Below are 20,320 nucleotides of genomic sequence, written 5' to 3'. Positions count from 1 at the left end.
GGACTTTTAGTCTTAGCCAGAACTACAACATGACCCACGTCGTCACCGAATCCTGCATCCGCTGCAAATACACCGACTGTGTTGATGTCTGCCCCGTCGACTGCTTCCGCGAAGGTCCGAACTTCCTGACCATCGATCCGGACGAGTGCATCGACTGCGCGGTCTGCATCCCCGAGTGCCCGGTCAACGCCATCTACGCCGAAGAGGACGTGCCGGCCGACCAGCAGCACATGACCAAGCTCAACGCCGATCTGGCCCGACTGCCGACCTGGAAAAGCATCACCAAGCGCAAGCCCTCTCTTCCCGACGCGGATGATTGGAAAGACAAAACCGACAAGCTGAAGGAGCTGATCCGCTGAAACGCGGATCAGCCCGACCCACAGACAATGGAACCCAAACTCAGTCCCGCCGTGATCCAGACCGCCCAGGCCCATGAAGGCCCGATCGAAACCGATGCCGTCATCGTCGGTGCCGGCCCCGTCGGCCTGTTCCAGGTCTTCGAGCTCGGCCTGCTCGAAATCAAGGCCCATGTGATCGATTCGCTGGCCTATCCCGGCGGCCAGCCCATGGAGCTCTACCCCGACAAGCCGATCTACGACATCCCGGCTGTGCCCGTGTGCACGGGCAAGGAACTGACGGACTCCCTGCTCAAGCAGATCGAGCCCTTTGGCGCGACCTTTCACCTGGGCCAGGAAGTGACCGTGGTGCGCAAGCAGGACGACGGCCGCTTTTTCGTCGAGACCAGCAAGGGCACCCAGTTCCTGACCAAAACCATCTTCATCGCCGCCGGCGTGGGCGCCTTCCAGCCGCGCACGCTCAAGGTGGATGGCCTGGACAAGTTCGAAGGCACGCAGTTGCACTACCGCGTCAAGAACCCGGCCGATTTCGCCGGCAAGAATCTGGTCATCGTGGGCGGCGGCGACTCCGCCCTGGACTGGACGCTGAACTTCACGAATGAAGGCCCGAACAGGGCCGAGAGCGTGATCCTGCTGCACCGCCGCGACGGTTTCAAGGCCGCACCGGCCAGCGTGGCCAAGATGCGCGAGCTGTGCGACGCCTACGAGATGCAGTTCATCGTCGGACAGGTCACCGGCTTCGACGAAAAGGACGGCAGGCTCAGCGCCATCAAGGTCACGGGCGGCGACGGTGTCACCCGCGTGGTGCCGCTGGACGTGCTGCTGGTCTTCTTCGGCCTCTCGCCCAAGCTCGGCCCGATCGCCGAATGGGGTCTTCAGATCGAGCGCAAGCAGCTCGTGGTGGACACCGAGAAGTTCTCCACCAGCGTGCCGGGCATCTTTGCGGTGGGTGATATCAACACCTACCCCGGCAAGAAGAAGCTCATCCTCTCGGGTTTCCATGAATGCGCACTGGCCGCCTTCGGCGCCATGCCCATCATCTTCCCGGACAAGAAGGTGCACCTGCAGTACACGACCACCAGCCCCAAGCTGCACAAGGTGCTGGGCGTGGAATCACCGGTTTTCGACTGAGCCGGCGCCGGGCCGCCCCAAGACGGCGAACGCCCCCTCGGAGGGCAGCGAGGACACGAAGTGCCGAGCGTGGGGGCTCTTGCCCACGGTCAAGAAAAACCAAATCAGATCAAGCCCGCCATCCGGCGGGCTTTTTCTTTGCCCGCGCCCGGGACTAAAATAGGGCTGCGCTCCTTGGAGTGCATCCGCTAGGGGTGTTGCCACGGTGCTTGCCGCGTCGACTGAGAAAGTCCCTTTGAACCTGATTGAGGTAATGCTCACGCAGGGAAGCAGGTCAGACGCCAGGGTCCACGACCACCGGCACCGGCCCCTCCCCCTGCAGCTTCGATATGAAACGCGTGAAAGTCTCAGCGTGTGCCCGCCAAAACTCGCATGACCACCGGCGCATGGCCGTGGTTGAGCGGGCCGTGGCCCTGCCCTGTGCGCACCTCCGCTCCCGCGGCGATGGCGCCCAGGATGTAGGCGCGCGCCAGGCGCACAGCGTCCTCCAGCGCATGCCCCAGGGCCAGGTGCGCGGCGATCGCCGAGGACAGGGTGCAACCCGTGCCGTGCACGTTCTTGCTGGCGATGCGCGCCGACGCCAGGCGCAACGGATCGCGGCCGGGCTGCAGCAGCAGGTCCACCACCTCGTCGCCCTGCAGATGCCCGCCCTTGAGCAGCACGTTGGGCGCGCCCAGGGCCAGCAGTTCCTTGGCCGCGGGTTCAAGTCCCGCAATGCCGGCGATCTTGTGACCGAGCAGCAGCTCGGCCTCGTCCAGATTGGGCGTGATCACGGTGGCCAGGGGGAAGAGCTCCTTCACCAGCACGGACACGGTCTCTTCGGCGATCAGTCGGTCGCCGCTGGTGGCCACCATCACCGGGTCCAGCACCACGTGCTGCAGCCTGTGTTTGCGGATGGCCTGCGCCACCACGCGCACGATCTCGGGCGCGTGCAGCATGCCGATCTTCACGGCATCGGCGCCGATGTCTTCGAGCACGGCGTCGATCTGCGCGGCCAGAAACTCGGGCGGCACGCCGTGGATGCCGCGCACGCCCTGCGTGTTCTGCGCGGTCAGGGCCGTGATGGCCGTCATGCCGTAACAGCCCAGGGCACTGAAAGTCTTGAGGTCGGCCTGGATGCCGGCGCCGCCGCCGCTGTCCGAGCCCGCGATGGACAGCACGCGCGGGTAGTGTTTTTCGTTCCTTGTCATGAACAAAATTATCAGGCTTTTTGAATGAACGCCAAGACACCCGGTCCGCTTTCTGTTGTGCTGGGCGCCGGCCTCATGGGCCGGCTGCTGGCCTGGCAGCTCGCGCGCGCCGGCCACCGGGTGACCGTGTACGAGGCCGGTGGCACCGACGCCCAGAGCTCACCGGCACGCATTGCCGCGGCCATGCTCGCGCCCCTGGCCGAGTCCGCCATCACCGAGCCCAGCGTGGTCGAGATGGGGCGCCATGCGCTGACGCGCTGGCCCACCCTGTTGGCGCAGCTGTCGCAGCCGGTGTTTTTCCAGCAGGAAGGCACGCTGGTCCTCTGGCACCGCCAGGACGCGGCCGAGGCGCGCCGTTTTGCCAGCCAGTTGCAGGCCACCAACGAGAAAGTGCCGGCCCTGCCCAAGGTCCAGACCCTGGACGCCGCGGGGGTGAAACGACTTGAACCCAGCCTGGAAAACCGCTTCGCCCAGGGCCTCTACCTGCCCTTGGAGGCCCAGCTCGACAACCGCCAGCTGCTGGCCGCGCTGCTGCACGAGTTGCAGACCCTGGAGGTCGGTCTGCACTGGAACAGCCCGCGTGCCCCGCAGGACTTCCAGCCGGGCACGAAGGGCCAACCCGACTGGTTGTTCGACTGCCGTGGCCTGGGCGCCAACGCCGAGTGGGGCCAGTTGCGCGGCGTGCGTGGCGAGGTGGCCCGCATCCACGCGCCCGAAGTGTCACTCAGCCGCCCCACGCGCCTGATTCACCCGCGCTACCCGATCTACATCGCGCCCAAACAGGACCATCTCTTCGTGATCGGCGCCACCGAGATCGAGAGCAACGACCTTTCGCCGCCCAGCGTGCGCTCCACACTGGAACTGCTGAGCGCAGCCTACGCCGTGCACCCGGGTTTTGCCGAGGCGCGCATCCTGGAGATCGCCACCCAGTGCCGCCCCACCCTGCCCGACAACCTGCCCGCCATCCGCCGCCTCGGCCCGCGTTGCCTGCAGATCAACGGCCTGTACCGCCACGGCTTCATGATCTCACCGGCCCTGCTGGACGTGGTGCTCGAGTACGTGCAGGAGCAGACCACTACACTCGCGGGTTCGTTGGACCTGCGCATGGAAACCGTCGCATGAAAGTCATCATCAACAAACGCGAATACGAATTGGCCGCGAGCGCCACGCTGGCCGATGCCGTGGCCACCATCGAGGCCAAGCCCCCGTTTGCAGCAGCGGTCAACACCCAGTTCGTGCCCAAGACGCAATACACCCAGCAAGTTCTGAATGCGGGCGATCGCGTCGAAATCATCTCTCCCGTCACCGGCGGATGACATGGCACACCCCCAGGCTCCGCGCACTGCGTGTCGCTACGCCACCCCCCTTGCAGGGGGCAACGCCAGTGGCCCGGCAAAGCCGGTTCCACGGCGTTCCCCGACCAGGTTCCTTCAATCAAACACCACTGCCAAATAAATCGGACCACTGACATGCAGACTGTCCAAGATCCCCTCGTCCTCTACGGCGAAACTTTTCACAGCCGCCTGCTGCTGGGCACCTCGCGCTACCCCTCACCGGCTGTGCTCGAAGCCGCGGTGAAGCTGGCCAAGCCCGCCATGCTGACGGCCTCGCTGCGCCGCCAGGGTGCGGTGCCGCACGAAGCCGGCAACCCCTTCTGGGACATGCTCAAGAAGCTACAGGTGCCGGTGCTGCCCAACACCGCCGGCTGCCACAGCGTGCAGGAGGTCATCACCACGGCGCAGATGGCGCGCGAGGTCTTCGACACACCCTGGATCAAGCTGGAACTGATCGGCGACGACTACACCCTGCAACCCGACACGCTGAACCTGGTGGAAGCGGCCGACTGGCTCATCAAGGCCGGTTTCAAGGTCTTGCCCTACACCACAGAGGACCTGGTGCTGTGCCAGCGCCTGGTGGACGTGGGTTGCCAGGCCGTCATGCCCTGGGCCGCGCCCATCGGCACCGGCAAGGGGCCCGTCAATCCCTACGCCATGCGCATGCTGCGCGAGCGCCTGAACGTACCCATGATCGTGGACGCGGGCCTGGGCAAACCATCCCACGCCTGCACCGTCATGGAGTGGGGTTATGACGGCGTGCTGCTGAACACCGCCGTGGCCCTGGCCCAGGACCCGGTGGCCATGGCCGGTGCCTTTGCCGCCGCCGCCCAGGCCGGGCGCGATGCCTGGCGCTCCGGCGCCATGAACGAGCAGGACGCGGCCCAACCCTCCACGCCCGTGCTGGGCACGCCTTTCTGGCACCACACCTGATCACTCCTCCCATGTTCTCTCTGACACCCGAAGCGCAGGCCATCGTGGCCGCCCATCCGACACTGGCGCTGCCCGTCGTCGGCGAACCCGCCCTGAACTGCAGCCGCGACGACGCGGTCTACCGCCATGCCAAGCAGGCCTGCCTGGCCCTGGGTTTCATCGAGATCGACGCCGAATGCGTGGCCCTGGCCTGGCTGGCCCAGGTGCAGCGCACCGGCCACTTTGATGCAAAAACATGGCCGGACGAACCCGCCGATTTCGGTCTACGGCCCTGGCCACGCAGTGATGCTTTCCCGTCCTGTCCGAAAGCACTGGGCCTGTACGCCGTGCTGCCCGACGCCCGGTGGGTGGGCCGCATGGCGCGTGCGGGCGTACCGACCGTACAGCTGCGTTTCAAGTCCGACGATGCCGCCGCCGTGCGGCGCGAGGTGCAGGCAGCCGTGGAGGCCGTGCGCGGCACGCAGGCGCTGCTTTTCATCAACGACCACTGGCGCGAGGCCATCGCCGCTGGCGCCTACGGCGTGCACCTGGGCCAGGAGGACATGGAGATCGCCGACTTCGCCGCCATCCGCGCCGCCGGCCTGCGCCTGGGCCTGTCCAGCCACGGTTACGTCGAGATGGTGCGTGCGGACCAGTTGAGCCCCAGCTACATCGCGATGGGCGCGGTCTACCCGACCACGCTCAAACGCATGGCCACGGCAGCGCAAGGCCCGGGGCGGCTGGCCGCTTATGCCCGCCTGATGCGCCACTATCCGGGGGTGGGCATCGGCGGCATCTCGGCGGCCGAACTGCCCGAGATCAAGGCCGCGGGCGTGGGCTCGCTGGCCGTGGTGCGCGCCATCACGGCCAAGGCCAACCCCGAACAGGCGGCAGCCAGGCTGATGGCCGCGTGGGCCGCCTGAGGTCTCCGAACTTGTGAAGAAATCGTAGCGAGCGGCCCGAGCGCAAGGCGGCCGGAGCCAACACCGTTCAACGCCGCGACGGGCAAGCGCAGTAGATTTATTCGCAAGTTCTCAGGTGCTGGCGATGCGCTTGCTGACGTCCACCATGCGCGAAGCCACGATGGCGCCCAGGGCCATGGCCAGCGAGAGCGCCACATTCGGATGTTTCTTGCTCAGGGCCTCGAAATCCTCCGGGCTCATGGACCAGACCTTGCAGTTGCTGTAGGCCACCACCGAGGCGCTGCGCGGCAGGCGCGAGAAAAAGCTGCCCTCGCCCACCACGGTACCGGCGCCCAGGATGGCCAGCTGCATGAGCCCCTTGTCGGTTTTCACGTCGACCTTGAGGTTGCCCGTCTCCAGGAAATAGAGGTTGCGGTCCTGCGCGCCCTGCGAAATCAGCAGATGGCCGCGCTCGTGCTGGTGCGCATGCAGATGGTCGGCCACGATGTACCAGGACTGTGCGCCCAGATGACGGGACAGCACGCCATCCTCGGTGTTACGCGCAATGGCCGTGATCAGGCCGTTGACAGCGCTGTTCTGCGCCAGCGGATTGAAGGAATTCATCAGACACCCTTTTCTCGGGCCTGCCAGGCCCGGTCCTGTCGTTCTGCAAGGCACTCGCAGAGTATTGGGTGTCGCCCTGGGGCTGTCAAGCTCGCAAGCCCGACACCCCCGGGCTGTCCTCAGGAAGATTTGTCGGCCAGCTGGACCCGGTTGCGGCCCGCGTCCTTGGCCTGGTAAAGGGCCCTGTCGGCGCGCGAGAGCACGGCGTCGGCCGAGAGGTCGTCAGGGACGATGGCAGCGATGCCGATGCTGACCGTCATGCCCACCTCCTGCCGCCCGAAACTCAGAGGATGTTCGGCCAGCTTGTCGCAGATGCGCTGGGCAAAACCCTGGGCCGCCTGCGGCCCGCTGCCGGGCAGGATGATGGCGAATTCCTCGCCGCCCATGCGCCCGGCGATATCGATCGCACGCAACTCGTGCCGCAGGATGTTGGAAAAGTGGCGCAGGACGCTGTCGCCAGCGGCATGGCCATACTGGTCGTTGATGCGCTTGAAGTGGTCCAGGTCCAGCATCAGCACGCAGGCCTCGCTTGTGGTGCGGCGGCGCACCCGCCCCAGCTCGTCCTCCAGCCGGTGCAGGAAGTGGCGCCGGTTGGGCAGTCCCGTGAGCGCATCGGTGCTGGCCTGCTCGCGCAGATCGACCTCCAGCTTCTTGCGTTCGGTGATGTCGATGCGGCTGCCGATGATGTAACCCCGGGGGGTGCGGTGCTCGCTGAACTGCAGCCAGCGGCCGTCGGCCAGTTCCAACTCATACTGCGTCCCGTCGGCCACACGGTGCTGGCGCAGGCGCCGGGCCAGCCAGGCCTCCTCCTGGCCCAGGGCCTCTGCGTAGAGACCGCGCTGCAAGCCGGTGCGCAGGATCTCCACGAAGCTTTTGCCGGGATGGATGACATCGCGCAAACTTTTGAACAAGCGCAGATGCGCCTCATTGCACATCACGACGCGGTCCTCGGGATCGTAGATGGTGATGCCTGCCGACAGGCTGTTGATGCCCTCGCTCAGGAGTTGCAGGGCCTGGTCGGCCTCGGCCATCGCGGCCTCGCGCTGGGTCTCGATGTGGGCCATGCGCCTGAGCGTGACACCCAGCAGCAGCGCCAGCACGAGGATGAAGGCCACGACATAGGTCGCGCCGCGGTACCAGTTCTGCAGGGCATCGGCTGCGGAGATGCCGATCACGACGTAGAAGGGGTATTGATCGATCTTGCGAAAACCGTAGAGACGGTGCTCACCATCGGTGACGGCTCGGAACGCGGCCTGCCCGGCGATTTCACCCGCGTCGATGCGGGCCTGGATGGGGTTGCGCACCGGCTTGTTGAACTCGCTCTCGATCCAGGGATAACGGATCACCAGCTTGTGGTCCACGCTGCTGCGCGCAAAGGCGACGCTGCCCGGGCTCAGCCGCAAGGTGCGGAGGATCTGCTCGAAATAGCCCAGGTTCAGCGAGCCGGCGATCACGCCGATCATCCGCCCCTGCGCATCGCGCACGGGCACATAGGTGGCCACGGTCAACTGTCCCGAGACATGACCACGCACCAGCTCGGAGAAGGCGATGGTGGCCTCCGGGTGGCTTTTGAGGTGCTGGAAATCCGGCCTTTGGGCAATGCTGCCCGATCGCTGAAGGTCCTGCGGGAGCCGGGTGCCGTAGAGGATGTTGCCTTCGCCATCCCAGACGAAGATGTCGCGCAGTTCGGGGAACTGCGCCTTGTAGGGCATGAGGATGTCCGCCATGGTCTGCCGGTGGCGGGGCACGGCAGAGGTCTGCAAGGCAGCGGCCGGCGTGCGCGCCGCAATCTGGTGCAGGGTCGCATCCATGCGCCGCATGGTCGCCGACATCTGACCATCAACGGTCTGCGCCAGGTTGTCGGCGTCGTCCGAAGCACGCGCCAGCGAGGTCTGGTAGCCGAGATGGAGCAGGTAGGCCAGCACCAGCACCAGCCCGGCAAAGCCCAGCGCGAGCATGCGTGTCTGGGCGCGGGGCGTCATGAGCATGATGCGGCCTGCGGGTCTCAGCCGATCCAGCGCCGTGCGTTGCGCCAGATCTGCATCCAGGGGCTGGCGGCGCTCTTGTCCAGCGGCGTCCAGCTCATCTGGATGTTGCGGAACACGCGCTCGGGGTGCGGCATCATGGCCGTGAAACGGCCATCGGCGGTGGTGACGGCGGTCAGGCCGCCGGCGCTGCCGTTCGGGTTGCAGGGGTAGGCCTCGGTCGCGGCCCCATGGTTGTCCACGAAGCGCATGGCCGCGATGGCCTGGTCGGCCTTGCCGCGGTAGGCGAAATTGGCGTAACCCTCGCCATGCGCCACGGCAATCGGCAGGCGGCTGCCGGCCATGCCCCGGAAGAACAGGCTCGGTGATGGCAGCACCTCCACCATGGACAGGCGGGCCTCGAAGCGTTCGCTGCGGTTGGTGGTGAAACGCGGCCAGGCTTCGGCGCCCGGAATGATGTCGGCCAGTTCGGCAAACATCTGGCAGCCGTTGCACACGCCCAGGCCGAAGGTGTCGGGGCGGGCGAAGAAGGCCTGGAACTGCTCGGACAGCACCTGGTTGAAGGTGATGGAACGCGCCCAGCCGACGCCGGCGCCCAGGGTGTCGCCATAGCTGAAGCCGCCGCAGGCCACCACCCCCTTGTAGTCCTGGAGCTTGGCACGGCCGCTTTGAAGATCGGTCATGTGCACATCGTAAGCCTCGAAGCCGGCCCCGGTGAAGGCATAGGCCATCTCCACATGCGAGTTCACGCCCTGCTCACGCAGCACCGCCACCCTGGGGCGGCTCTTGAGCAGCGCCGGGGCGAGACCTTGCGCCGGATCAAAGGTGAGGTGCACGTGCAGACCCGGATCGTTGGGCGCGCCAGCCGCTGCGTGCTCCGCGTCAGCGCAGGCCGTGTTGTCACGCTGCTGGTTGATCTTCCAGCTCACGCTGTCCCAGACCTGGTGCAGGTCGGCGAGCTTGGCGCTGAACACCGGCTTGGCATCACGCCAGACCTGCAGCTCACCGACGCCGGCGCTCACAGCGCCACCGGCCGGGCGTGTCTTGCCTATGACATGGCTGAACTTCGAGAGACCCTGCTCGCGCAGCAGGGCCAGCACGGTGTCGCGGTCTTCGCTCTTCACCTGCAGCACCGCGCCCAGCTCTTCGTTGAAGAGGGCCCTGAGCGTGAGCTCGTCACGGCGCGCGCTGACCTGGTTTGCCCAGTTCTTGCTGTCACCGGCATCCATGCGGCTGTCGGAAATACCGTCGCCCTCGGTCACGAGCATGTCGACGTTGAGCGCCACACCCACGTGGCCGGCAAAGGCCATCTCGGCCACTGCCGCCAGCAGGCCGCCGTCGCTGCGGTCGTGGTAGGCCAGCAGCTTGCCCTGCGCGCGCAGGGCGTTGACGGCGTTCACGAGTTTCACGAGATCCTGCGGATCGTCCAGGTCCGGCACCACATCACCCGTCTGGTTCAGGGTCTGCGCGAGGATGGAACCCGCCATGCGGTTCTGGCCGTGGCCCAGGTCCACCAGCAGCAGGGTGGTGTCGGCCGTGTTGTTCAGTTGCGGGGTCAACGTGCCCCGCACATCGGACAGCGTGGCAAAGGCGCTCACGATCAGCGAGACCGGCGAGGTGACCTTCCTCTTGTCCGCACCGTCCTGCCACTGCGTGCGCATGGACAGGCTGTCCTTGCCCACGGGGATGGAAATACCCAGGGCCGGGCACAGTTCCATGCCCACGGCCTGCACCGTGGCGTAGAGCGCGGCGTCTTCGCCGGGCTCGCCGCAGGCGGCCATCCAGTTGGCCGAGAGCTTGACACGCGGGAGTTCGAACGGTGCGGCCAGCAGGTTGGTGATGGCCTCGGCCACGGCCATGCGGCCCGAAGCCGGGGCATCGAGCGCGGCCAGCGGCGTGCGCTCGCCCATGCTCATGGCCTCACCCTTGAAACCGGCATAGTCGGCCAGGGTCACCGCCACATCGGCCACGGGCACCTGCCAGGGGCCGACCATCTGGTCGCGGTGCGTGAGGCCGCCCACAGTGCGGTCGCCGATGGTGATCAGGAAACGCTTGGAGGCCACGGTCGGGTGGCTCAGCACCTCGATCACGGCCTTTTGCAACGCCACACCGCCGAGGTTCAGCGGCTTGAAGGTACGCGCGATGGTCTTCACATCGCGGTGCATTTTGGGTGGTTTGCCCAGCAGCACGTTCATGGGCATGTCGACCGGGCTTTCATGGCCCGCGTCAGCCAGCACCAGCTGGCGCTCTTCGGTGGCCACGCCGACCACGGCAAAGGGGCAACGCTCGCGCTCGCAGAAGGCCTGGAACTGTTCCAGCGACTCGGGCGCGATGGCCATCACATAACGTTCCTGGCTCTCGTTGCACCAGATTTCCTTGGGCGCCAGGCCCGATTCTTCGAGCGGCACCGCACGCAGGTCGAAGCGCGCGCCGCGGCCGGCGTCATTGCTCAGCTCGGGGAAGGCGTTGGACAGGCCGCCGGCGCCCACGTCGTGGATGGCCAGGATGGGGTTCTTGTCGCCCTGTGACCAGCAGTGGTTGATGACCTCCTGCGCGCGGCGCTCGATCTCGGGGTTGCCGCGCTGCACGGAATCGAAATCGAGCTCGGCCGCATTGGCGCCCGTGGCCATGGAGCTGGCCGCACCACCGCCCATGCCAATGCGCATGCCCGGGCCGCCCAGCTGGATCAACAGCGTGCCGGCCGGGAACAGGATCTTCTGGGTCTGGTCCGCGTCGATGACACCGACGCCGCCGGCGATCATGATGGGCTTGTGGTAAGCACGCTGCACAGTGTCCACATCGCTCGTGACGGCCTGCTCGTACTCGCGGAAATAACCCGCCAGATTGGGTCGGCCGAATTCGTTGTTGAAGGCCGCGCCACCCAGCGGGCCCTCGATCATGATCTGCAGCGGGCTGGCGATGTGCTCGGGCTTGCCGCCCTTTTCATCCGACCAGCCCCCCCAGAGCTTGGACACCGTGAAGCCGGTCAGGCCCGCCTTGGGACGCGAGCCGCGGCCGGTGGCGCCCTCGTCGCGGATCTCGCCGCCCGCGCCCGTGGAGGCACCGGGGAAGGGGGAAATGGCCGTCGGGTGGTTGTGCGTCTCGACCTTCATCAACACGTGGTTCACGGCCTCGGACTTCTCGTAACCCGGTGCGCCGCCCTGCCCCATACGAGCCACGAAACGCTCGACGGAGTTGCCTTCCATGATGGAGGCGTTGTCCGAATAGGCCACCACCGTGTGCTGCGGGCTGAGCTGGTGGGTGTTGCGGATCATGCCGAACATGCTGCGCGGCTGGCGCACGCCGTCAATGCTGAAGTCGGCGTTGAAGATCTTGTGGCGGCAGTGTTCGCTGTTGGCCTGGGCGAACATCATGAGCTCGACGTCGGTCGGGTTGCGCTTCAGGTCCCTGAAGGCCTGAACCAGGTACTCGATCTCGTCCTCGGCCAGGGCCAGGCCGAACTGCAGATTGGCCTTTTCCAGGGCGACACGGCCACCGCCCAGAATGTCCACATGTTCCATGGGGACCGGGTGCAGTTCGGTGAACAGGGCGCAGGCCTCGGCGCGTGTGGCCACGGCGCTTTCGGTCATGCGGTCATGCAGCTGTGCGGCCACCTGGCCCAGTTGCTCGGCGCTCAGCGCCGCCTTGCCCAGCAGGCCTGTCCTGAGCGTGAGGCGGTATTCGACCACGCGCTCCACGCGGTGCACGGCCAGGCCGCAGTTGTGGGCGATGTCGGAGGCCTTGGAGGCCCAGGGCGAGACCGTGCCCAGGCGCGGCGCCACCACCACCAGCGGGCCCTCGGCCGGGCCGGTGTAGGGATCGCCGTAAGCCAGCAGGGCGGCCAGTTGCTGCTGGAGTTCGGCCGTCGGCTCGGCGTCGCAGGCCGCCAGGTGCACATAACGCGCGGCGATGCCGCTGATCTTGTCGTGGATGCCCTGCAGGCGGGGCAGGAGTTGCTGGATGCGAAAGGGGCTGAGGGCGCTGCCGCCTTCGAAGGAGGAGATGTGCAGGGTCACAGGGGTGGCCTAGGGTGGTGTGCGGGGGGAAAGGGCAAATTTTAGCTCCGACATCACAAGCCCTTCGGGCAATTGTGAGTCTGCTCTGAAGCTGCCGCTTTACTTCGCCCCACCCCGATCAGGCCCTGACCGGCATGAAAGCGCCGCCGATGGGATAATTACGCCCCATGACGATCACCTACAAAGACGAAGCAGGAATTGCCGGCATGCGCCTGGCCTGCCGGCTGGCGGCCGAAGTGCTGGATTACCTGACCCCCCATGTGCAACCCGGCATCACCACGGGCGAAATCGACCGCCTGGCCGCCGCCTACATGAAGACCCAGGGCACGACCTCCGCCACCCTGGGCTACCAGCCCGCCGGTTATCCGCCCTACCCGGCCTCCCTGTGCACCTCGGTCAACCACGTGGTCTGCCACGGCATTCCCGGGGACAAGGCGCTCAAGAAGGGTGACATCGTCAACATCGACGTCACCGTCATCAAGGACGGCTGGTTCGGCGACACCAGCCGCATGTTCATCGTGGGCGACGCCTCCATCGCCGCCAAACGCCTGTGCTCCTTCACCTACGAGGCCATGTGGCACGGGATCGAGCAGGTCAAGCCCGGCGCCCGCTTGGGCGACATCGGCTGGGCCATCCAGAAATTCGCCGAAAGCAACGGCTTTTCCGTGGTGCGTGAGTTTTGCGGTCACGGGATCGGCCGGGTCTTCCACGAGGAGCCGCAGGTGCTGCACTACGGCAAGCCCGGCACCCTGGAGGAGCTGAAACCCGGCATGACCTTCACCATCGAGCCCATGATCAACGCCGGCAAGCGCGAGATCAAGGAACTGGGCGACGGCTGGACCATCGTCACCAAGGACCACTCACTCTCAGCCCAGTGGGAACACACGGTGCTGGTCACGCCCACCGGCTACGAGGTGCTGACGCTCTCGGCCGGCAGCCCGCCGAAGCCGGCTTTCGTCAAGGCAGCAGCCCTGGCTTGAGTCCTGCCCGCACCAGCGTCGCCATGACAGCGACCCCCCAGACCCTCCGTGAGCAGTACCGCGCCCGCAAGGCCGACCTGCTGCTGGGCGTCAGCAACAGCGGCCCCTCCACCCGCGGCGTGCACGCCGCCCTGCGCCAGCTGGCACGCCTGGCCGACGACACCCTCAAGACGCTGTGGAAGCAGGCCGGTTTCGGCCCCGGCCCGGCCCTGGTCGCCGTGGGCGGCTTCGGGCGCGGCGAACTGTTCCCCCATTCGGACATCGACGTCCTGCTGCTGCTGCCCGAAGGCCAGTCTCCGGACACGGACGAAGCCCTGCGCCAGCGCATCGAGACCTTCATCAGCAGTTGCTGGGACGCCGGCCTGGAGATCGGCTCCAGCGTGCGCACCGTCGAGGAATGTCTGGCCGAGTCCGCCAAGGACGTGACGGTGCAGACGGCGCTGCTGGAATCGCGCCTGATCTGCGGCAACGCGGCCCTGTTCAAGGGTTTTCGCTGGCGCTTCCGTCAGGCCCTGGACGCGCGCGCCTTTTTCGTCGCCAAGACGCTGGAGATGCAGCAGCGCCACAACAAGTTCGAGGACACGCCCTACGCGCTGGAGCCCAACTGCAAGGAATCCCCGGGCGGCCTGCGCGACCTGCAGATCATCCTCTGGGTGGCCCGGGCGGCCGGCTACGGCAAATCCTGGGACGAACTGGCCCGCACCGGCCTGGCCACCCCCTTCGAGGTGCGCCAGCTCAAGCGCAACGAGGCCATGCTGGAGCTGATCCGCCTGCGCCTGCACCTGATTGCCGGCCGGCGCGAAGACCGCCTGGTCTTCGACCTGCAGACGGCGGTGGCCAACACCTTCGGCTACAACTCAGATACAGCGGAAGTCCGCACCAAGGTGCGCGCCAGCGAATCGCTGATGCGCCACTACTACTGGGCCGCCAAGGCGGTGACCCAGCTCAACCAGATCCTGCTGCTCAATATCGAGGAGCGGCTCAATCCGCGCACGCAGGCACCGCGCGCCATCAACGCGCATTTCCTGGACAAGGGCGGCCTGATCGAAGTCGTCAGCGACGATCTCTACCAGCGCGAGCCGCACGCCATCCTGGAGACCTTCCTGGTCTACCAGACCACCGAGGGCGCCAAGGGCCTGTCGGCGCGCACCCTGCGCGCCCTGTACAACGCGCGCGGCCTGATGACGGCGAAGTTCCGCAAGGACCCGGTCAACCGCCGTACCTTCATGGCCATCCTGCAGCAGCCGCGCGGCATCACGCATGCCATCCGGCTCATGAACCAGACTTCCGTGCTGGGGCGCTACCTCTGGATCTTCCGGCGCATCGTGGGCCAGATGCAGCACGACCTGTTCCACGTCTACACCGTGGACCAGCACATCCTCATGGTGCTGCGAAATGTGCGGCGCTTTTTCATGGCCGAGCACGCGCACGAGTACCCCTTCTGTTCGCAACTCGGTGCCGGCTGGGACAAGCCCTGGATCCTCTATGCGGGCGCCCTCTTCCACGACATCGCCAAGGGCCGCGGCGGCGACCACTCCGACCTGGGCGCCGTGGAAGTGCGGCGTTTCGCGAGCCAGCACGGCATCAGCCGCGAGGACGCGCGCCTGATCGAGTTCCTGGTCAAGGAACACCTGTCCATGAGCCGCATCGCGCAGAAGTCCGACCTGAGCGACCCGGACGTCATCGCCGCCTTCGCCAGGCAGGTCGGCAACGAGCGTTACCTCACGGCCCTGTACCTGCTGACGGTGGCCGACATCCGCGGCACCAGCCCCAAGGTCTGGAACGCCTGGAAGGGCAAGCTGCTGGAAGACCTCTACCGCTACACCCTGCGCGCCCTGGGCGGCCACGCGCCTTCGCCCGACGCCGAGGTCGAGGCGCACAAGCGCGAGGCCCTGGTCAAGCTGGCCCTGCACAGCCTGCCGTTTGAGGCGCATAAAAAGCTCTGGGACACGCTGGACGTGGGCTATTTCATGCGCCACGACGCCGACGACATCGCCTGGCACACGCGCCACATCTCCCGCCATGTCGGCACCGACCAGCCCATCGTGCGTGCGCGCCGCTCATCCGCCGGTGAAGGCCTGCAGGTGCTGGTCTACACCGCCGACCAGCCCGACCTCTTCGCGCGCATCTGCGGTTATTTCGACCAGGGCGGCTTCAGCATCCAGGACGCGCGCATCCACACGGCGCGCAACGGCTACGCGCTCGACACCTTCCAGGTCGTCACCTCGGGCATGCAGGATCACTACCGCGAAATGACCAGCATGGTCGAGTCCGGGCTGGCCCGCGCCATCGCCGAGGCCGCGCCCCTGCCCGAACCCAGCCGCGGGCGGCTCTCTCGCCGCGTCAAGAGCTTCCCCATCACACCGCGCGTGAGCCTCAAGCCCGATGAGAAGGCCCAGCGCTGGCTGCTCAGCATCTCGGCCAGCGACCAGGCCGGCCTGCTCTACAGGGTGGCGCGCGTATTGGCCCGCCACCGCATCAATCTGCAGCTGGCCAAGGTCAACACCCTGGGCGAGCGCGTGGACGACGTCTTCCTCGTCGACGGCCCCGAGCTGCAGAACAACCGCGCCCAGATCGCCATCGAAACCGAGCTGCTGGACGTGCTGGGCTCTTGATGACGCGCTCTGCGAGCGCATGACCTCGCTGCTGCGCAGCAGCGATGACGGAATGACGCCAGTCATGCGGACTTCGCCCGCGTCATCCATGCGTCTTCTGCGCGAGGTCATGCCCGCGCAGCGGGCTTCATGCTCAGTCGTCCGCGCTGGCGTCCAGTCCCGGGAACAGCACCTCGGTGTAGCCGAACTGCGCGAAGTCGCGTACCCGCATGGGGTAGAGCTTGCCGATCAGGTGGTCACACTCGTGCTGCACCACACGGGCGTGGAAGCCGTCCACCGTGCGGTCCACCGCGTCGCCATACTGATCCAAGCCGGTGTAGCGGATGCGCTGCCAGCGTGGCACCACGCCGCGCAGACCCGGCACCGAGAGACAGCCCTCCCAGCCCAGTTGCTCCTCATCTCCCAAGGGCGTGATCACCGGATTGCACAGCACGGTGCGCGGCACCACGGGTGCATCGGGGTAACGCGGGTTGAACTCTCCGCTGCCGAAGATCACCACCTGCAGGTCCACGCCGATCTGCGGCGCCGCCAGGCCCGCGCCGTTGGCGGCCACCATGGTGTCCAGCAGATCGGTGATCAGCAAGTGCAGTGCGTCGCTGTCGAAGTCGGTCACCGGCTGGGCTACACGCAGCAGGCGCGGGTCGCCCATTTTGAGGATTTCACGAACAGTCATGGTTGGAGACGCGATAGGGAAGCCACAAGCATAAGGCCACGGCACAATGGCTGCATGCCCTTGCCACCCCCTCCCGTCCCCCGCCGCCCGCCCCTGATCCGCTGGTTCTACCTGGGCCTGGCCCTGCTGAGCCTGCTGCTGGGTGTGATCGGCATCTTTCTGCCCCTGCTGCCCACCACGCCCTTCATCCTGCTCGCAGCCTGGGCTGCGGCCCGCAGCTCGCCGCGCCTGCTGGCCTGGCTGGAGAATCACACGGCCTTCGGTCCCATGATCCGCGACTGGCGCCGCGGTGGCGTGGTGCGACGCCGCGCCAAATGGATGGCGACGGTGCTCATGTCGGCTTCGGGCCTGTACCTGCTCTGGGGCTCGCACCCGCGCTGGGCGGCCTGGCTGGCCATCGCCTGCATGGCGACCGTGGCCGTCTGGCTATGGCGGCGGCCGGAGCGTTTCGCGAACGATCCGGTTGCCACGCCGGACTGAGGGCTTCAGCCGGCGGCCGTACCCAGCAAGGCCTGCAGCCCTGCTTCATCGAGCACGGCCACGCCAAGCTCGCGCGCCTTGTCCAGCTTGCTGCCCGCTTCCGCACCCGCCACCACGTAGTCGGTCTTCTTGCTGACCGAGCCCGCCACCTTGGCGCCGGCGGCTTCCAGCATTTCCTTGGCCTGCTCGCGGCTCAGTGTGGGCAAAGTTCCGGTCAGCACAAAGGTCTTGCCGGCCAGGGGCAACCGGGCGGCCGGGCTGGGCTCGCTCTCTTCCCAACGCAGGCCGCAGGCACGCAGCTGCTCCACCACCTCACGGTTGTGTGTCTGTTGGAAGAAGGTGTGGATGCTCTGCGCCACCACGGGGCCCACGTCGGGCACCTGGAGCAACTGGTCTTCGGACGCATCCAGGATCGCGTCCAGTTTGCCGAAGTGGCGCGCCAGCGCCTTGGCCGTGGCCTCGCCCACATGGCGTATCCCTAAGCCGTAGAGGAAGCGCGGCAAGGTGGTCTGTTTGGACTGTTCCAGCGCATCGACGATGTTCTGCGCCGATTTGTCGGCCATGCGCTCCAGGCCGGCCAGCGCCACCAGACCCAGGCGGTAAAGATCGGGCAGGGTCTTGACCACGCCACCATCGACCAGTTGGTCCACCAGCTTCTCGCCCAGGCCCTCGACCTCGACAGCGCGGCGCTGCGCGAAATGCAGAATGGCCTGCTTGCGCTGGGCGCTGCAGAACAGGCCGCCCGTGCAACGGTAATCGGCCTCGTCTTCCTCACGCACAGCCGCCGAGCCGCAGACCGGGCAGATGCGCGGCATGACGAAGATCTCGGCCCCGGGCTGGCGCTTCTCTGGCAGCACGGCCACCACCTCGGGAATCACGTCGCCGGCGCGGCGCACGATGACCGTGTCGCCGACACGCACGTCCTTGCGGCGCGCCTCGTCCTCGTTGTGCAGGGTGGCATTGGTCACCGTCACGCCGCCCACAAACACCGGCGCCAGCTTGGCCACGGGCGTGAGCTTGCCGGTGCGGCCCACCTGCACTTCGATGGCCTGCACCGTGGTCAGCATCTCCTGCGCCGGGTACTTGTGCGCCACGGCCCAGCGCGGCTCGCGCGTCTTGAAGCCGAGCTGCTGCTGAAGTTGCAGGGAATTGACCTTGTAGACCACACCGTCGATGTCAAAAGGCAGGGCGTCGCGTTTGGCGCCCATGGCATGGTGAAAAGCGACCAGCCCCTCGGCGCCCTGGGCCACGACCCGTTCCGCGCAGACCGGCAGGCCCAGGGTCTGCAGGGCGTCCAGCATCTGGCTGTGCGTGGCGGGGACGGCCCAGCCCTGCACCTCGCCCAGGCCGTAGGCAAAGAAACTCAAGGGCCGCTGCGCCACCAGCGCGGGATCGAGCTGGCGGATGGCGCCCGCCGCGGTATTGCGCGGGTTGATGAAGGTCTTCTCGCCTTTCTCGCGCTGCTTTTCGTTGAGCACGTCGAAGTCGTCGCGCCGCATGTAGACCTCGCCACGGACTTCCAGCACGGACGCGTCCGCGCCCGACAGCTTCAAGGGGATCTGGCCGATGGTGCGGATGTTCTGGGTCACGTCCTCGCCGGTCTCGCCGTCGCCACGCGTGGCGGCCTGCACCAGCACGCCGCGCTCGTAGCGCAGATTGATGGCCAGGCCGTCGAATTTGAGTTCGGCTGCGTATTCGACCGGCGGATCGGATTCCAACAGACCCAGGGCTTTGCGCACGCGGGCATCGAAGTTCTGCGCACCCTGCTCCGTCGTGTCGGTCTCGGTCTCGATGGAGAGCATGGGCACGGCATGGCGCACCGGCATCAAGCCGTCCAGCACCTTGCCACCCACGCGCTGCGTGGGCGAATCAGGGGTCAGCAGCTCAGGATGCGCGGCCTCCAGCGCCTGCAGTTCACGGAACAGCCGGTCGTACTCGGCATCCGGGATTTCCGGTGCGTCGAGCACGTAATAACGGTGGGCGTGGTGGTGCAGGAGCTGGTGCAGTTCCTGCACGCGTTTCAGATCATGCGTTCTGCTCATCAGGAAATCGACAGGGGGATATCACGAAAACAAGCGTCGCGCCAGCACCGAACCGGCCGAGAGCTCGCGCTCGTCCAGCCGGTCGTAGAGGTTCTCCAGCTCGGCGCCGATCAGGTCCATGGCGTCGGTGCTCAGGGGCCGGCCGTTGTCGTCGGTGATCTGGCCGTCCATCACCTCGGCCAGGCGCGTGGCAGCCACACGCAGGCGCACATAGGGCTGCTCGGAGCGCGCGACCTGGGCCACGTCCAGACTCAGCGTCATGTCGCGGATGGCGGTCTGCGCCGGGTCGGCCGCCTGCGCGGCCTGGGGGTCGTACTGCAGACCCAGCACCGGGGGCTGGCCGCCCACGCTGGCCGGCAGCACCATGCGCCCGGGCAGCACGCCGGTCACAAAACCCAGGCGCGCAGCGTTCTGCTGCACGTAGCCGGCGCTCCAGGCCGTGTGGCGCGCGCGCAGGGTCACGCTGAGCTGCGCGTCGTGTTCGCTGGCAAAGCTGTCGAGTTCGCGCGCACGGGCCACGGCGTCCATCATGTCGGGGAACTCGGGTGTGCCGCCCACGGCATCGGCCAGGGCCTGGGTCTTCACGACGAATTCGGAGTACTCGATCTCGTTGAGCGCGCCGGCACGGTTGGCCAGCTGCACGCCGGCCTGCAGGGCGCTGTAGCGCCGGCCCGGCTGGGGCGGCTCCCAGACCCCCGTGGCATCGTCCAGGCCTTCGATGGCGTAGGGCTTGCTGCCCACACGGCGCGTGGCCGGCATGTGCTGCAGCAGGGCCTCGCCGCTGACCGGGTGCTCGAGCTCGATGGCCGCGCTGACGTCGATCAACGGGTCGAGCTGGGCCTTCCGGTCCTGCATCGTGGGCAGCAGCAGCCCCTCTTCGTCGGCACTGCCGACGGCAGCGGGTGCGGCCGGTTCCAGCGCGAATTCATCCAGGCCATGCGGCTCGACGGGCGGGGCCTCGGGTTCGGCCTGGCGTGGCTGGTTGCGCCGCGACGTCCAGGCGCCATGGGCCACCAGGGCGGCCAGCAGCAGCACGCCAGCGATGGCCAGTCCGATTTGCAGTTTGCTCATCGGTGTCAG

At 67.0% G+C, this 20,320-nt stretch carries 16 protein-coding genes and 1 riboswitch; of the genes, 9 read left to right on the top strand and 7 right to left on the bottom strand.

Going from position 1 to position 20,320, the window contains the following annotated elements; translation table 11 throughout:
* Nucleotides 1-29: 29 nt before the first annotated feature.
* Together fdxA and ACYVH8_RS09670 are read left to right on the top strand one after the other, a co-directional pair.
* Nucleotides 30-359, top strand: a complete 330-nt coding sequence (fdxA, locus tag ACYVH8_RS09675) for a ferredoxin FdxA (protein WP_460488648.1) — start codon at nucleotides 30-32, stop codon at nucleotides 357-359.
* A 27-nt stretch (nucleotides 360-386) separates the two neighbouring features.
* Nucleotides 387-1,487 carry an NAD(P)/FAD-dependent oxidoreductase gene (locus ACYVH8_RS09670; protein WP_460488647.1) on the top strand — a complete coding sequence of 367 codons (1,101 nt, stop codon included), beginning with the start codon at nucleotides 387-389 and terminating at the stop codon, nucleotides 1,485-1,487.
* Nucleotides 1,488-1,667: 180 nt separating this feature from the next.
* A riboswitch (TPP riboswitch) is annotated at nucleotides 1,668-1,772 on the top strand.
* A gap of 62 nt (nucleotides 1,773-1,834) precedes the next feature.
* On the opposite strand, the gene thiD is transcribed toward ACYVH8_RS09670, so the two are convergent.
* Nucleotides 1,835-2,677, bottom strand: a complete 843-nt coding sequence (thiD, locus tag ACYVH8_RS09665) for a bifunctional hydroxymethylpyrimidine kinase/phosphomethylpyrimidine kinase (RefSeq protein ID WP_460488646.1) — start codon at nucleotides 2,675-2,677, stop codon at nucleotides 1,835-1,837.
* Nucleotides 2,678-2,701: 24 nt separating this feature from the next.
* Here thiD and ACYVH8_RS09660 point away from each other — a divergent pair, with 24 nt between their 5' ends.
* The 4 genes from ACYVH8_RS09660 (at nucleotide 2,702) to ACYVH8_RS09645 (ending at nucleotide 5,846) form a co-directional block, all read left to right on the top strand.
* The gene (locus ACYVH8_RS09660; RefSeq protein WP_460488645.1) at nucleotides 2,702-3,799 is read left to right on the top strand and encodes an FAD-dependent oxidoreductase; all 1,098 of its coding nucleotides are present in this window, start codon (nucleotides 2,702-2,704) and stop codon (nucleotides 3,797-3,799) included.
* Nucleotides 3,796-3,993 carry a sulfur carrier protein ThiS gene (gene thiS, locus ACYVH8_RS09655; protein WP_460488644.1) on the top strand — a complete coding sequence of 66 codons (198 nt, stop codon included), beginning with the start codon at nucleotides 3,796-3,798 and terminating at the stop codon, nucleotides 3,991-3,993. The genes ACYVH8_RS09660 and thiS overlap by 4 nt, the downstream gene beginning before the upstream one ends.
* Nucleotides 3,994-4,146: 153 nt before the next feature.
* Entirely contained in the window at nucleotides 4,147-4,944 is a 798-nt protein-coding gene (locus tag ACYVH8_RS09650) for a thiazole synthase (RefSeq protein WP_460488643.1), read from the top strand.
* Nucleotides 4,945-4,955: 11 nt separating this feature from the next.
* Nucleotides 4,956-5,846, top strand: coding sequence for a thiamine phosphate synthase (locus tag ACYVH8_RS09645; protein ID WP_460488642.1), 891 nt, complete (start codon nucleotides 4,956-4,958; stop codon nucleotides 5,844-5,846).
* Nucleotides 5,847-5,957: 111 nt separating this feature from the next.
* On the opposite strand, the gene ACYVH8_RS09640 is transcribed toward ACYVH8_RS09645, so the two are convergent.
* From ACYVH8_RS09640 to purL, 3 genes are all read right to left on the bottom strand, one after another.
* Complete coding sequence (locus ACYVH8_RS09640) at nucleotides 5,958-6,449, bottom strand: Crp/Fnr family transcriptional regulator (protein ID WP_460488641.1); 492 nt, start codon at nucleotides 6,447-6,449, stop codon at nucleotides 5,958-5,960.
* 119 nt (nucleotides 6,450-6,568) lie between these two features.
* Nucleotides 6,569-8,437 (bottom strand): sensor domain-containing diguanylate cyclase, encoded by a 1,869-nt coding sequence (locus tag ACYVH8_RS09635; RefSeq protein ID WP_460488640.1) that lies wholly within the window; start codon nucleotides 8,435-8,437, stop codon nucleotides 6,569-6,571.
* 17 nt (nucleotides 8,438-8,454) lie between these two features.
* A complete protein-coding gene (gene purL, locus ACYVH8_RS09630) occupies nucleotides 8,455-12,450 on the bottom strand; it encodes a phosphoribosylformylglycinamidine synthase (RefSeq protein ID WP_460488639.1) in 3,996 nt (1,331 codons plus the stop codon).
* A gap of 167 nt (nucleotides 12,451-12,617) precedes the next feature.
* Between purL and map the strand changes: the two genes are divergently transcribed.
* Nucleotides 12,618-13,430, top strand: a complete 813-nt coding sequence (gene map / locus ACYVH8_RS09625; protein ID WP_460488638.1) for a type I methionyl aminopeptidase — start codon at nucleotides 12,618-12,620, stop codon at nucleotides 13,428-13,430.
* Nucleotides 13,431-13,453: 23 nt separating this feature from the next.
* Nucleotides 13,454-16,045 carry a [protein-PII] uridylyltransferase gene (locus tag ACYVH8_RS09620; protein ID WP_460488637.1) on the top strand — a complete coding sequence of 864 codons (2,592 nt, stop codon included), beginning with the start codon at nucleotides 13,454-13,456 and terminating at the stop codon, nucleotides 16,043-16,045.
* Between the two features lie 133 nt (nucleotides 16,046-16,178).
* Here ACYVH8_RS09620 and def read toward each other — a convergent pair whose 3' ends face one another.
* On the bottom strand, nucleotides 16,179-16,718 hold the full coding sequence (def, locus tag ACYVH8_RS09615) for a peptide deformylase (protein ID WP_460488636.1): 540 nt from the start codon (nucleotides 16,716-16,718) through the stop codon (nucleotides 16,179-16,181).
* 54 nt (nucleotides 16,719-16,772) lie between these two features.
* On the opposite strand from def, the gene ACYVH8_RS09610 reads away from it, so the two are divergent.
* Nucleotides 16,773-17,198 carry a YbaN family protein gene (locus ACYVH8_RS09610; RefSeq protein WP_460488635.1) on the top strand — a complete coding sequence of 142 codons (426 nt, stop codon included), beginning with the start codon at nucleotides 16,773-16,775 and terminating at the stop codon, nucleotides 17,196-17,198.
* 5 nt (nucleotides 17,199-17,203) lie between these two features.
* Here the strand turns inward: ACYVH8_RS09610 and ligA are convergent, their stop codons facing one another.
* Nucleotides 17,204-19,240 (bottom strand): NAD-dependent DNA ligase LigA, encoded by a 2,037-nt coding sequence (gene ligA / locus ACYVH8_RS09605; RefSeq protein ID WP_460488634.1) that lies wholly within the window; start codon nucleotides 19,238-19,240, stop codon nucleotides 17,204-17,206.
* Nucleotides 19,241-19,261: 21 nt separating this feature from the next.
* Entirely contained in the window at nucleotides 19,262-20,311 is a 1,050-nt protein-coding gene (locus ACYVH8_RS09600; protein WP_460488633.1) for a cell division protein FtsZ, read from the bottom strand.
* Nucleotides 20,312-20,320: the final 9 nt, after the last annotated feature.

This window comes from Curvibacter fontanus, from assembly GCF_054780335.1.
This window is presented reverse-complemented; position numbering and strand designations above follow the sequence as displayed.